Origin of the sequence: Sphingobacterium sp. UBA1498, assembly GCF_002325125.1 — a bacterium.
Classification (GTDB): Bacteria; Bacteroidota; Bacteroidia; order Sphingobacteriales; family Sphingobacteriaceae; genus Sphingobacterium.
In genome coordinates this window covers 1-13,967 of record NZ_DCRG01000008.1, presented here as the reverse complement: position 1 = coordinate 13,967, position 13,967 = coordinate 1, and the positions used below count along the sequence as shown (strand labels likewise).

Below are 13,967 nucleotides of genomic sequence, written 5' to 3'. Positions count from 1 at the left end.
TTGAGACAGCCTCTTTTTTATTTTTTTAGAAAATCCAAAAGCTTTTCCCGGGTTGAGCTAAATGATAAGGCATCCCCTACTTTCTCATAATTCTGTTTGTCCACACAAGTTGGATAAGCATATTTAGCAAAGGTGAGCTTATTATCATCCCGTATAAACAATTCCATTAAATCGGCAATTTCAGAAACACGAAGTTGCATATTTTGTAACTCCTGAGCAGCTAACGCGAGTTTATCCTGATCATTTTCTTTCTGATTCAACAGGTCATTCAATCGGTTAGAATCTGTTTTAAGGAATACTTCTTTATCCAGTTGACCATTTCCTTCATCTTTAGCATTTCCATGAGGACGATCTACACCATTACGATAAATTTCGGATTCCTCCGGCTGCCTGTGTTGATTATTGTTCCTGTCATGATCATAGCCATTCCGATTATAGGCCGGTGAATCGCCACGACTTTCCAATTGGCTATATGGCTCATCATACTGTTCATCCCTATATATATCCTGATTATCATAAAGTAAGTCGTTACGATAATTACCATTGCCATAACGATCAATAGGATTTATGGATTCTAAAATAATCCCCTTATTTCCTCTTCTGTTACTAACAGAAAACACAACGTCCATGAATTGCCCATTTCTATCGACAAGTTGTATTCCGGAACCATTTAATGTGCGGTGCTGACGATCGGCAAACACGATACGCAAATCATAACGCCTATTCTTCAAATGAGATACTTTGACACCCCTTGAAGCTCTATTATTATACAAAATGTCATTAATATAAAGAAAAAAAGGTACATCTGTAGAGTAGATATTTAATGTACCACCCAAAGGTCTGTATCGTTCCGCAAAACCAGCTGCTGCTACAGTCAGCAACAAGAACATACTTAGAATTTTTCTATACATAATCCTATTCTATTTATAATCTTTCGACTATAAAGAATCACAAAGGATTAAGAAAGCATAGAATTTAACGCTTTCGCCCAACACTCTTGTTCCGATATTTTTTATAAAGCTTTACAGCCATCATCAGCGCAATCGATAAAATTAACAGTCCCAAAACGCCAAATATCCAATTCAAGGCCGATTTTAAAACTACTGTAAAAACAATCGCGAATAGTAAAACTGTAGCGAGTTCGTTCCATAGCCTCAATTTTGTCGAAGACCAATTGGAAGACTCACTTTGTAATTGAAACATAATCCGCTGGCAGGAGAAATGATAAAGTATCAATCCTAAAACGAAGGTGAGTTTAACATGCATCCAGCCCATCTTCAGCAAACCCGGATTCATATAAAGCATAACTAGTGCTGCGACTACAGCGAGGTACATTGCTGGAGTGGTTATAATCCACCACAATTTGCTTTCCATTACAGTAAACTGCCTATGCAAAATGCCATATTCTTCTGCAGGCCTAGATTTAGCTTCCGTATGGTAGATAAATAGTCGGACAATATAGAACAATCCAGCCATCCAACACACTACAAAGATAATGTGAACAGCTTTTGCATATAAATAGATCATAATTACAAAATTAAGAAAAGTTAGGAGCAATTGTCACCAGCAACTATGATTTGTATAAATCTTACATCCAATATACAAAAATCGAATATCATCAGTTTCCGACCTGGTAAAAAAAACGACTTGCTTTCGCAAGTCGTTCTGTATATTTTAAGAGACCACAATTAATAGCGAAATTCTTTCACTACTTCAATGGCATATTTTACATTGTCAAATGGAATATCTGGCATTATACCATGCCCCAAGTTAAAGATAAACCCATTTTCACCTCGCATACGTTCAAAGAGTTCTGTAATCTTCCTTTTGATTACAGCCTTATCAGCATACAAAACAAATGGATCTAAATTTCCTTGTACAGCGATCCCCTGTGGTAGGGATTGCTTTATATTTTTTAAATCTGCATTCCAATCAATAGATATCACATCAGGCTGCGCTTCGACCATCATCGGTGCAAAAACAGACGATCCCTTGCAAAATGAAATAACTGGAATGTCTTGACGGTTTAATCTTGAAATAATCTGTTTATTATAATAATGTGAGAAATCACGGTAATCATTCCATGATAAGGCTAAAGCCCAACTATCAAATAATTGAATCGCATTAACACCAGCTTCGATCTGCATGTTCAGATAGTCAACAGTAACATCGGCGATCTTTTGAAGAATCATATGGGCCAGCTCCGGCTGATTATTCAACATCAATTTTGTTAACTTAAAATCTTTTGAAGATCCACCTTCGACCAAATAACTTAAAATTGTGAACGGTGCTCCTGCAAATCCAATCAAAGGAATACGCCTATCAAGACGTTGCTGAATCACCTTTATGGCATCAGCTACATATTGCAATCTATCCAAACAGTTAACGGATAAAGCTTCGGCATCCTTTACAGAACGAATAGGATTAGAAAAACGAGGTCCTACACCTTGTTCAAAAGAAAGATCGCCGCCCATTGCTTCGGCGGTTACTAAAATATCGGAAAATAAAATAGCAGCATCAATACCCAATAAATCAACCGGAAGCATAGTGACATCAGCGGCGATTTCGGGTGTTTTGCACATTTCCAGAAAGGAATATTTATTCTTGATATCCCAATATTCTTTCATAAAGCGCCCAGCTTGGCGCATCATCCACACAGGAGGTCTCTCTGTCTGCTGCGAGAATGCAGCCCTAATCAATAAGTCGTTTTGTAAAGTAGTACTCACTATAAATGTTTTGAAATTTCGTTTTCTATTTTTGTAATAATACTGTTCTGTCTAGCCGTCAGATGCAATTTATTGGCCACATCTGCATACGCTCTGGCTCTTTGGTAATCAAACTTTCGAAGTGCTATGTTTGCTAGATTAATCATAACCATGCCCTTTTCATTATCTTTTTTCCAAGGCAGACGTGATGCTAACTGGAAATGATATTCCGCCTCATCGACACGTTCTTCTTTCAGCGCAATATTTCCCATCATAAATTCATAGAAATTACGTCTACCTTTCCGCAGCGCGTCGGGGTTCTTAATTTCAGCCAACAATTTTTTTGCTTTCTCATAATCTTGCCTATGAAAAGCCTGTGTAGCCAAAAAAACAGACCCTTCTCTGAAATGGCTCCAAATCAAATAGCCTATTCCACCAGCTATCAGTACAGCAGTCTGATAATGACCTTGATATATGCCATAGCCCAAAAATAACGCGGCGATAAAAATAACGGCTATCCTAGCCTTAATTGTCATCATCTCTTATTACCTAGGCATTATTGTCGGTAAACTTATAACCAACACCGCGGATAGAATGAAAGTAAATTGGGTGTTTTTGATCCGGCTCGAAATATTTCCGGAAGGTCAGGATAAAATTATCGATTGTCCGAGTAGATGGGTAAACATCATAGTTCCACACGGTTTCCAATATTTGCTCCCTCGATACCGCCTCATTACGTCTTTCAATCAACAGCTTTAACAACATCGTTTCCTTTTTTGTCAAAGAAGTTATCGTACCATCCGCATGATGCAGTTCGTACGAATTGAAATAGATCGTTTTATCTCCTATTTGATAAGAATTTAGTTCTTTGAGATCATCAGGCTTCATGCCACGGCGAACTAGATTTCCAACACGCAGAATCAACTCTTCTAAGTTGAAAGGTTTCACCAAATAGTCATCTGCTCCTTTCTTAAGGCCGGTAATCCGATCCTCACTGCTATTTTTGGCAGTTAAAAACATAATAGGAACTTCTGTATTTTGCAGTCGAATAGTTTCAGCAACTTGAAATCCATCAATTTCCGGAATCATCACATCCAAGACAACCAAGTTGAAACGCTCCTCCTTGAAGACTTTTAGTGCTTTTTTTCCATCGGTAGCCGTAGTGACACGGTAACCTTCCATTTCGAGATTCAACTTGATAGCTTCTAACAAGTGTTCTTCATCTTCGACAAGTAATATTCTTTGTTTACTTTGCATTTCTTTCAAATGTTACTTCAAAAATACTCCCTTTAGGAGTGTTATCTTTAACTTTAATGGTCGCGTCGTGTTTCTGCAACACGGTTTTCACGATATATAACCCCAAACCTGTGCCTTTGGTTTTCCGTGTAGCCTCACTGCCCACCCGATAAAACTTATTAAAGATAAGCTTTTTCTCTTCATCGCTGATACCAATACCATGGTCAGCAACAGAAAAAATTATTTTACTATTCTCCGTATATAATTTCACATCCACCATAGCACATGCGGGTGAATACTTAATAGCATTTTCAATCAGGTTAGTCACCACATTACTAATCGCAAACTTATCAGCATGAATAATAATATCCGCTTCCAAATAAGGTTTCAAAACTTGTGAACTACACGAATTCTTTTGCAGCCTGTCAACGATCTGTTCTACCAAAGAAGTAAAATTAAAATCCTCTTTCGGCATACTATAATTGCGGCTATCCAATTTGGTGGTCATTAGCACATTTTCCACTAAATCATCCAAACGCTCGATATCCTTTAGTGAATTACGCAAGAATGTCTGCTGTTGTTCCTTATCCAAATCGCGCCTCAAAATCGTTTGAATATACAGTTTGACAGAAGCCAAGGGTGATTTCAGTTCATGTGTAATGGCTAAAAGAAAGTTTTGCTGTTGCTGCAATAATTTCTGCTCTCTTTCCACCAGTCGTTTTAGTCGCCATGCTCCCCATAGGAAAATAATTAGGAAGAAAATCCCTTCTCCAATGATCATGTTCTGCTTACTGGGGTCAAATCGAACGAACATCACCCCCCACCAGATCAATTGCATAACCGCATAAAACAATAGAAAATAAAAGAGTAACAGCGCTTTCTTCATGTGACAAAAATAGGTATTCAACTAGGTATTCGGAAATATCCGAAGGATTATGACACAAAGAAGAAAATTAACGGAGTCGCAACATTAATAATTCATTACAATATCCCTGATATATCTTCACTGCAACATGCTTTCTACCAATTTAACAATCAAATAACGGATACTCTTTCGTATTTCAGACGATTTTATTTTAGTTTTGCATATGTTTAATCAGGGAAAAAAAGACATTTTCTTCGATCTGGATCATACGATTTGGGATTTTGATAAAAATGCCGAAGAAAGTCTTCACGAGTTATATTTTAAATACAAGTTTGATCGCTTGTTTAATCAAGAGTCGTCCACCCGTTTTATAGAAACTTATACGATCAACAATCATCGGCTTTGGGGACTTTATCATCACGGAAAGATCTCAAAACCCGAGCTCAGGACAGCACGGTTTGCCGATACCTTTACAGAACTCGGTGTGGATCCCGAATTGTTTCCTGAGGAATTCGAATTAGAATATCTCGCCATCTGTCCCCAAAAAACAAATCTGTTCCCCAATGCTCATGAAACGCTGACCTATTTAAGTGACAGATATAATCTTCACTTAATATCCAATGGTTTTAAAGAAGCGTGTGAAACAAAATTGGAAAAAAGCGACTTAAGAAAATATTTCAAACATATTTTTATTTCAGAGGTAGTCGGCGTAAACAAACCGGATCCTAGAATATTTCAATTTGCCATGGCGACAGCCTTTGCGCAACCTCAGCTGTCATTGATGATTGGAGATAACCTTGATGCCGATATCCGTGGTGCGGTAAATGTTGGGATGGACGCCATTTTCTTTAACCCTACTAGCGCCGAAAAGCCGGAGGATGTCGACCATATGATTATCGATTTAAAAGAATTACAATCGATACTATAATAAATAAAAAAAGCAGCTTAAAGCTGCTTTTTTTATTTTAATACCTTTACGGTAATATTCTTAAACCATACATCGTTTCCATGGTCTTGGAGACCAATAAGCCCTGACTTACTATCGCCACCAACATTGCTCAACAATTCAAAAGCCAAAGGCCACTTTTCTTCACTGAATTTACTCTTTTGCAATAAATCAATCCATGACTTATCCCACAATGTATATTCTACAACTTTTACACCATTCTGAAAATGCTCTACCTTTCCATTGTTGACCCTGATCTTAACCTTATTCCACTCGCCATATGGTTTACCATTCTGTGGTTTGGCCGGGATCATATCATATAGTGATGTCGATTTTCGGTTTCCGTCAACACCCATTTTTGCATCAGGATGGTTTTCATTGTCTAAAACCTGACATTCTGGAGACGATATATATATCGGTTGTCCCTCAACCTCCTTGGCTAAAAAGAAAATTCCCGAATTTGCTCCTTTGGCAACTTTCCATTCCATTTCTAATTCGAAATTTTTGAAATCATGAGCAAAAATTAAATCTCCCCCATCTTCCTTTCCAAGATTAGCTTGGCTATCAAATTTGATTGCACCTTCATTAATCACCCATCGTTTAGGAACGACAGTCTTATCATAGCCTCTCCAGCCGTCCATAGAAGTACCATCAAAAATAACATAAGCTCCAGCCTTATTTTTTTTAAATTTCTTGATATCTACACGTGGTAAATCTAAAATTTTGTAAGCAGGAACTTCTTTCTTTGTTTGCCCTATGGCAGTATTTAAGTGTGCTGAAAAAGCAATCACCGATACCGCAAGAACTGTTTTTAATACCTTCATTCTTTTTAGTTTTAGGTTTGTTTTAAAATTAAATTTAAGCATTTGGGAGTACAAAGAGCAATATTTTTTAATATTCCTCTCCTTCCCCTACTTCATTTGTGTTTGACACCTTCTTCTTTGATTTGTTTAAATCTTGGCTACCAAACCGGTAGGAAAGCGACAAAGTAAACATTCTCTTCATCCAACGGTGTTCAAAATTAGAACTCAATTGTGGTGTCTCAGTAAAGCCCTGCATTTTCCGTGTATTAAATACATCTCTAACATTGAACATAATAGATGCCTTCTTATTTAGCACATCTTTTTTCAATGCCACATCAACACCTTTCATAGCGTTCATCTTTCCTTGTGCCATCACCCGCGAAGAGTTATATTCACCACGAACTTGAGCGGAAAACGTTGGCGTAAAACGGTAATTAGCCGTTAAGTTGGTATTGTATGCAAAACCATTGGATGCTTTAACATTATAAGCCTCATTCGCCTTAAAATTGATATTGATCAGATTAAGATTGAATGTAAAATCAAAATCCTTAGTCGCATTGACTTTAGAGATAAATTCAAATCCGGAGAGATTTCTACTTGTCAAGTTCTCCCATCGACTGTAGGTCACACTGCTCAAGGTGTCCACAAAATAAACATAAGGCTGCATCACCTCATTGGTATGATTGAAGTACGCAGAAGAAATCAAATTCACCTTACCAAAGGTTTTGGCAAAACTCAGCTCAAAGCCGTGAACATCTTCAGGCTTCAGATTGGGATTCCCCTGCCGTCTGTTCATGTCATCTGAAACATTCAAGAATGGATTGACTTGCCAACCTCTCGCTCGCTGAACTCTTCTAGAATAACTGAATTGAATTTTATCACCTTCATCACCAACATTGTATGTTAAAAATAAGGTTGGATATAGACGAAAGAAGTCTTGACTGGCCTTAGTTTCCTTGTCAATAACAGTTGGATCTTTTGAAAAGTAAGTAGAATTTAGGTTAAATTGCTCAGCACGCAAACCTACTTGATAACCTATTCTATCCGATAGTTTCCCTTGGTAGTTGGCATATAAGGCATGAACAGTAGACGTAAAATCAAAATCGTTGCTGATTCCATAGTCTGGCAGATAGCTACCATTAGCTACCGACAACGTATCCGAGAATTGAGTATCAAATGACTTTCTGATTTGCGAACGATAACCTGCCTCAAATTTACTCTCTTCTGAAAAAGGGAGCACATAATCCGCTTGTATATTGATATTTTTACCGTCTTCCGAACTGACATTATTTCGGCCTGTACTAGGTGTTCCAGAGGTAAACTCCTGTAAAAAAACATTTGTGCCATCTTCCTTATCGCGGCCATAGCTGGCATTAGCGGTCAGTTCTTCACCAGATCTCTTAAATTGATGTCTAAAATCCATTGTAAATTCATAGCCCAGATCATCCTCGAGTTGGCGAGAAGTTCTAGTGCTCGTGCCGGATAAGGTTGGGTGATTAAAATAACGGTACCATAAGTCCTCACCACGGTTATTATCCCTTATGCTCACATTACCAGAAAGGCTCAAGGAAGTTTTATCAGAAAGACTATAGTCCACTCCAGCTTTTATCGTATGACTATTACCTTTTCTTGATGATTCCGAATTATTTGATATCTGGCTATTGTTATTTTTAAAGATATTATCAACGGCACCGCTTCCAACCATATGGCGTTTGTTGAAATTATAAGATCCAAAATAATTAAACTTTTTATCCCTATAATTCAAGGTCAGTCCTGCCATGTAGTTATCATAAGACCCGGCAGAAGTATTGATAGAACCATTTAATCCGGTTCTGATATTCTTCTTTAAAACAATATTGATGATCCCAGTCTGTCCCTCAGCGTCGTATTTGGAAGAAGGATTGGTAATGACCTCAACTTTATCGATTGAATTAGCAGGTAGGCTTTGAAGCAACGAAGTCACATCACTTCCGGCTAAAGCGGACTCTCGGCCATCGATTAAAATTTTCACGCTACTCGACCCACGCAAACTGACAGATCCGTCCTGATCAACCTGTAGGGTTGGGACATTAGCTAATACATCAGTTGCAGTTCCGCCAGCACTTACCAAACTCTCACCTACATTGAACGTTTTACGGTCTATACCAATTTGCATGGCTGGAACCCTACCTTCAACAACCACTTCATTCAAGATATTACCTATGGACTTCAAAGCAATTCGGCCTAAATCTTTACTCTTTCCTCCTAAGACCTCTACAGCATCAATAGATTTTGCTTCATAGCCGACATAGGAAAAACGTATATTGTATTTACCGGGTTTAATATCAGATAACAAGAGAAATCCTTGGTCTACAGACTGTCCACCTTTCACAAAGGTATTATTTTTCGCATCCAGGAGTGTGGCACTCGCGGATAATATAGGCTTAGCGGTCGCGCTATCAACCAAAATAGCTTTAATTTGACCCGTTTGAGCAAAAAGAAAAACAGGTGAAAACAATAAAAATAAAAAAGATTTAAACGATTTAGCGTTAAACAACATGAGAGCTTCAGCTTAGTTTATAGTTATGATCTACAAAGAAAACTAAAACTTATAGACAAAACAGAAGCGTAACCATATTATTACGGTAACAAAAGAATGGCAAGTTACTCTACAGAGACAGTTAATCCTTCGGCTTTCAAAATTTTGCGATAAATTTCCATCTCCGTATAACTCCCTTCCAATACAGCACATTTTCCTTCGGTATGTACTTTCCAGGCAATCTTCTCGGCTTGCTTTTCGGTATATTGCAAATGATAAATCAAGCAGTGAATCACATGTTCAAACGTATTGGTTTCATCATTCCATAAAATGAGTCGATTAGACTCTTTGACAGAGGCTAAAATCTCTTCTAACGTAAAGGTTTCTTCAGCAGTTTGGGTACCCATGCTGCAAAAATAGAATATTTTTTTCTAAATTAACGACATTATAAAAGGGAAGAATACAATCAATTAGCAGAATTTATTATGTTACAGTCAAAAATTGCCGGAATCGGCTATTACGTTCCAAAAAACGTTTATACCAATAATGATCTTACACGCTTTATGGATACCAGTGACGAATGGATTCAGGAACGAACAGGAATTAAAGAACGTAGATATGCTGACAGAATCGGTGAGACCACCACAACAATGGGAGTCGAAGCGGCTAAAATTGCTATAGAACGTGCCCAAATTACCCCTCAGGATGTTGATTTTATCATCTTCGCAACACTATCCCCAGATTATTATTTCCCGGGCTGTGCGGTTTTACTACAAAGGGAAATGGGGATGAATGAGGTTGGCGCACTGGATGTCAGAAACCAATGTTCGGGATTTATATATGCCCTCTCTATAGCCGACCAATTTGTAAAAACAGGTATGTATAAAAATGTGCTGGTCGTCGGCTCAGAAAAACATTCTTTTGCCCTCGACTTTTCAACCAGGGGACGAGCCGTTTCCGTAATTTTTGGCGATGGTGCAGGAGCGGTCGTTGTGCAACCAACAGCGGAAGATGGCAAAGGTATACTGAGTACACATTTACATTCAGACGGAGCAGAAGCCGAAAAGCTAGCTATGTATTACCCGGGGGCATCCAGCGGAATATGGCTGGATGAAATGCCCAAATGGCCCGAGCAGGAATTAGGAGGATTATTGATGACCAAAGAGATGCTCGAAGACGGGACAGCATTTCCAAATATGGATGGACAGGCTGTTTTCAAGAAAGCTGTTGTCAAATTTCCTGAAGTAATTCAAGAGGCATTGGAAAAAAATAATTTAAAAACCAATGATATCGATTTATTGATTCCGCATCAGGCCAATCTTCGTATTTCTCAATTTGTACAGAAAACACTTGGATTAAGGGAAGATCAGGTATTCAACAATATTCAGAAATATGGCAATACCACTGCAGCCTCTGTGCCGATAGCACTATGCGAGGCTTGGGAAGAAGGAAAAATTAAAAATGGTGATCTTATCTGTCTGGCCGCCTTTGGAGCAGGATTTACATGGGGATCAGCCTTAATTCGATGGTAATTTAGTTCAAAAAAAAGGTGCTGATCATAAGATCAGCACCTTTTTTTTGTTTTTACCCGAATAAAAACTATCCGTTTGATAAAGCAGCGGCCCCTGATACGATCTCTGTCAGTTCTGTTGTAATTGCTGCTTGACGTGCCTGGTTATACGATAGCTTCAATGATTTTAATAAATCACCTGCATTTTCTGTCGCTTTATCCATCGCTGTCATACGTGCTCCATGTTCCGAAGCATTTGAATCCAAAACAGCTTTGTATAATTGAATTTTGATTGCTTTAGGAATCAACTCTTCGATAATCTTCTCTTTGGAAGGCTCGATGATATAATCCACCTCAGCTTCTATTTTTGCTTTATGCGTATGTTGTTTGTATTCCTGAGCTGGTGGTATTAAAGGTAAAATCTGCTCCGCTGTCAGCTCTTGAACTGCAGCATTTTTAAACTGGTTGTACACCACTTCAACACGGTCAAAATTACCTTCTTTAAATTGTTCCATGATAAATTCAGTCACCACGGATACCCCACCAAAATTTAAATCAGAAAACAAATCAGAGTGATTAGCTACCACATTAAAGTTACGCTTCGAAAAGAAATCATAACCTTTCTTACCAATACCAATGATACTCAAATTTCCTTTTGCATGTTGCTCGGCATATTTGTTAGCGATCAAGTTATTAGTTGCTTTGATAACATTTGCGTTGAATGCTCCAGCCAAACCTCTGTTAGAAGAAACAACAACGATCAACACCTTATTTGGCTCGCGATCTACAGTAAACGGAGAATTACTTCCCTCCACGCTTGCAGAAACATCCGCCAAAATATCTCTTAGTTTATTCGCATATGGGCGCAATTGTAAGATAGCGTTAGTAGCGCGCTTCAATTTAGCAGCCGAAACCATCTTCATAGCTTTTGTAATCTGCTGCGTTGATGATACGGAGGTAATCCGGTTTCTTACTTCTTTTAAATTTGCCATATTTGTTTTAAGTATTAAGTACCTAGTATTGAGTATCGAGCCTTGTCAATAGACTCAATACCAAATACTCATTACTATTAATATTTTGATGCTAAATCCTTAGCTACTGTTTCTAATACTGCAGTTAATTCATCAGAGAACTTACCAGCTTTAAATGCTGACAACACTTCTGGATGACGTTGTTCCAATTGTGTTAAGAACTCCTCTTCAAATTCTCTAACCTTATTTACAGGAACATTACGCAATAAACCCTTAGTTCCGATGTATATGATCGCAACTTGTTTCTCTACGGAAACTGGAGAGTATTGACCTTGTTTTAAGATTTCAACATTACGAACCCCTTTGTCTAACACAGCTTTTGTAGCAGCATCTAAATCAGAACCAAACTTAGCAAAAGCTTCCAATTCACGGTACTGCGCTTGATCTAACTTTAAAGTACCTGATACTTTCTTCATCGGTTTGATCTGTGCGTTACCACCTACACGAGATACAGAGATACCTACGTTGATCGCTGGACGGATACCTGCGTTAAACAAGTTAGACTCCAAGAAGATCTGACCATCTGTAATTGAAATTACGTTGGTTGGGATATAAGCAGAAACGTCACCCGCTTGTGTTTCGATGATCGGAAGCGCAGTCAATGAACCACCACCTTTCACCAAATGTTTGATTGATTCTGGTAAATCGTTCATGTTGCGTGCGATATCATCCGAAGAGTTGATTTTCGCTGCACGCTCCAACAAACGGCTGTGTAGATAAAATACGTCACCAGGGTAGGCTTCGCGGCCCGGTGGACGACGCAACAATAATGAAACCTCGCGGTAAGCTACAGCTTGTTTAGACAAATCATCATAAACGATCAATGCCGGACGGCCTGTATCACGGAAAAATTCGCCGATAGCAGCACCTGCCATTGGCGCATAGAATTGAAGTGGAGCAGGATCAGCAGCAGATGCAGCAACAACTACTGTATAAGCCATCGCACCTCTTTCCTCCAATGTCCGCACGATATTCGCAACGGTAGAATTCTTTTGACCTACGGCAACGTAGATACAGAATACAGGTTGCCCTGCATCATAGAATTCTTTTTGGTTCAAGATTGTATCAATACAAACAGCAGTTTTACCTGTTTGACGGTCACCAATAACCAACTCACGTTGACCACGACCAACTGGAATCATCGCATCAATCGCTTTAATACCTGTTTGTAATGGTTCAGTTACTGGCTGACGGTAGATAACACCTGGAGCTTTACGCTCAATAGGCATTTCATACAAATCACCTTGAATAGGTCCTTTACCATCAATTGGTTGACCTAAAGTATTTACAACACGTCCCAACAAGCCTTCACCAACTTTGATGGATGCAATACGGTTAGTACGTTTAATAGTATCTCCTTCTTTGATTTCATCAGAAGGACCTAAAAGTACAACACCGACGTTGTCTTCTTCCAAGTTTAATACAATACCTTGTAATCCGTTATCAAATTCAACCAACTCACCGGACTGAACTTTAGTTAAGCCGTAAATACGAGCAATACCGTCACCTACAGCAAGTACGGTACCCACTTCCTCTAGTTCGGCTTCTGATTTAAAGCCCGACAATTGTTCTCTTAGAATTGCCGAAACTTCATCTGGTCTTACCTCTATCATTTTAATTATTATAAGGGGTTTTTTGATTTATTTTACTTCAAGTATCAGAACAAATTAATTATTCTGATTCAAATATCTTTCCAATTTATTCAACTTACCAGCAATACTTGCATCAATTTGGCGATCACCAATATTGACTACAAATCCACCGATCAAACTATGATCAACTTTATTGATCAATATCACTTGAGCGTTGGTTTCTTTAGCAAGTACATCTTTCATCGCTGCCAAATTAGCTTCAGAAAGTGGTGCTGCAGATGTAACTGTAGCTTTCACAATTCCTTTTACCTCATTATACTCACGAATAAATTCTTGAGCAGTGGCATATACAATCTCGCCACGACCTTTATTGATCATGATCTTAAAGAACGCCAAGATATTTGGATTGATCTTATCTTTAAATAGCGCATCCAATATGTTTTTCTTCTTGTCCAAAGGAACAATAGGATTGGCCAAAACAGCTTGCAATTCGGTACTGGATTTCAAAACCGCAATGAATGAATCCATATCGGTCTTGATTGTTTCCAGTGAGCCTTGCTCGCCTGCCAAGTCAATTAATGCCTTCGCATATCTCGATGCTACTTTAAATACTGACATAATTCTATTTCGTAATTTGAGTGACCGGATTAGTTCAATTTAACGTCATTAAGCAAATCTGCAACTAAAGCTTCTTGCTTTCCTTGGTCCTCAAATTCTTTGTTTAACACTTTACGAGCAATATCCAAAGACAAAGAAGAAAC

At 38.4% G+C, this 13,967-nt stretch carries 14 protein-coding genes; 2 read left to right on the top strand and 12 right to left on the bottom strand.

Going from position 1 to position 13,967, the window contains the following annotated elements; translation table 11 throughout:
- Positions 1 to 17: 17 nt before the first annotated feature.
- From B3139_RS07575 to B3139_RS07550, 6 genes are all read right to left on the bottom strand, one after another.
- Complete coding sequence (locus B3139_RS07575; protein ID WP_293881480.1) at positions 18 to 911, bottom strand: DUF4476 domain-containing protein; 894 nt, start codon at positions 909 to 911, stop codon at positions 18 to 20.
- A 64-nt stretch (positions 912 to 975) separates the two neighbouring features.
- The gene (locus B3139_RS07570; RefSeq protein WP_293881479.1) at positions 976 to 1,527 is read right to left on the bottom strand and encodes a CopD family protein; all 552 of its coding nucleotides are present in this window, start codon (positions 1,525 to 1,527) and stop codon (positions 976 to 978) included.
- A gap of 161 nt (positions 1,528 to 1,688) precedes the next feature.
- Positions 1,689 to 2,726 carry a uroporphyrinogen decarboxylase gene (hemE, locus tag B3139_RS07565; protein WP_293881478.1) on the bottom strand — a complete coding sequence of 346 codons (1,038 nt, stop codon included), beginning with the start codon at positions 2,724 to 2,726 and terminating at the stop codon, positions 1,689 to 1,691.
- A complete protein-coding gene (locus tag B3139_RS07560; protein WP_293881477.1) occupies positions 2,726 to 3,244 on the bottom strand; it encodes a hypothetical protein in 519 nt (172 codons plus the stop codon). The genes hemE and B3139_RS07560 overlap by 1 nt, the downstream gene beginning before the upstream one ends.
- Before the next feature lie 10 nt (positions 3,245 to 3,254).
- On the bottom strand, positions 3,255 to 3,962 hold the full coding sequence (locus B3139_RS07555) for a response regulator transcription factor (RefSeq protein ID WP_070563139.1): 708 nt from the start codon (positions 3,960 to 3,962) through the stop codon (positions 3,255 to 3,257).
- Positions 3,952 to 4,827: a sensor histidine kinase gene (locus B3139_RS07550; protein WP_209581404.1), complete on the bottom strand. Its 876-nt coding sequence runs from the start codon at positions 4,825 to 4,827 to the stop codon at positions 3,952 to 3,954. The genes B3139_RS07555 and B3139_RS07550 overlap by 11 nt, the downstream gene beginning before the upstream one ends.
- Before the next feature lie 202 nt (positions 4,828 to 5,029).
- Between B3139_RS07550 and B3139_RS07545 the strand changes: the two genes are divergently transcribed.
- Positions 5,030 to 5,734: a YjjG family noncanonical pyrimidine nucleotidase gene (locus B3139_RS07545; RefSeq protein WP_293881469.1), complete on the top strand. Its 705-nt coding sequence runs from the start codon at positions 5,030 to 5,032 to the stop codon at positions 5,732 to 5,734.
- A gap of 32 nt (positions 5,735 to 5,766) precedes the next feature.
- Here B3139_RS07545 and B3139_RS07540 read toward each other — a convergent pair whose 3' ends face one another.
- The 3 genes from B3139_RS07540 to B3139_RS07530 all read right to left on the bottom strand — a co-directional run bounded on the left by B3139_RS07540 (position 5,767) and on the right by B3139_RS07530 (position 9,480).
- Positions 5,767 to 6,576: a 3-keto-disaccharide hydrolase gene (locus B3139_RS07540; protein WP_209581398.1), complete on the bottom strand. Its 810-nt coding sequence runs from the start codon at positions 6,574 to 6,576 to the stop codon at positions 5,767 to 5,769.
- A 67-nt stretch (positions 6,577 to 6,643) separates the two neighbouring features.
- Entirely contained in the window at positions 6,644 to 9,094 is a 2,451-nt protein-coding gene (locus tag B3139_RS07535) for a TonB-dependent receptor domain-containing protein (RefSeq protein WP_293881465.1), read from the bottom strand.
- Between the two features lie 104 nt (positions 9,095 to 9,198).
- Entirely contained in the window at positions 9,199 to 9,480 is a 282-nt protein-coding gene (locus B3139_RS07530; protein ID WP_209581393.1) for an ATP-dependent Clp protease adaptor ClpS, read from the bottom strand.
- A 78-nt stretch (positions 9,481 to 9,558) separates the two neighbouring features.
- Between B3139_RS07530 and B3139_RS07525 the strand changes: the two genes are divergently transcribed.
- On the top strand, positions 9,559 to 10,605 hold the full coding sequence (locus tag B3139_RS07525) for a 3-oxoacyl-ACP synthase III family protein (protein WP_293881461.1): 1,047 nt from the start codon (positions 9,559 to 9,561) through the stop codon (positions 10,603 to 10,605).
- Between the two features lie 67 nt (positions 10,606 to 10,672).
- Here B3139_RS07525 and atpG read toward each other — a convergent pair whose 3' ends face one another.
- The 3 genes from atpG to B3139_RS07510 all read right to left on the bottom strand — a co-directional run bounded on the left by atpG (position 10,673) and on the right by B3139_RS07510 (position 13,824).
- A complete protein-coding gene (atpG, locus tag B3139_RS07520; RefSeq protein WP_293881459.1) occupies positions 10,673 to 11,575 on the bottom strand; it encodes an ATP synthase F1 subunit gamma in 903 nt (300 codons plus the stop codon).
- A gap of 77 nt (positions 11,576 to 11,652) precedes the next feature.
- Entirely contained in the window at positions 11,653 to 13,227 is a 1,575-nt protein-coding gene (gene atpA / locus B3139_RS07515) for a F0F1 ATP synthase subunit alpha (protein ID WP_293881457.1), read from the bottom strand.
- Between the two features lie 54 nt (positions 13,228 to 13,281).
- Positions 13,282 to 13,824, bottom strand: a complete 543-nt coding sequence (locus tag B3139_RS07510) for a F0F1 ATP synthase subunit delta (RefSeq protein ID WP_293881455.1) — start codon at positions 13,822 to 13,824, stop codon at positions 13,282 to 13,284.
- Positions 13,825 to 13,967: the final 143 nt, after the last annotated feature.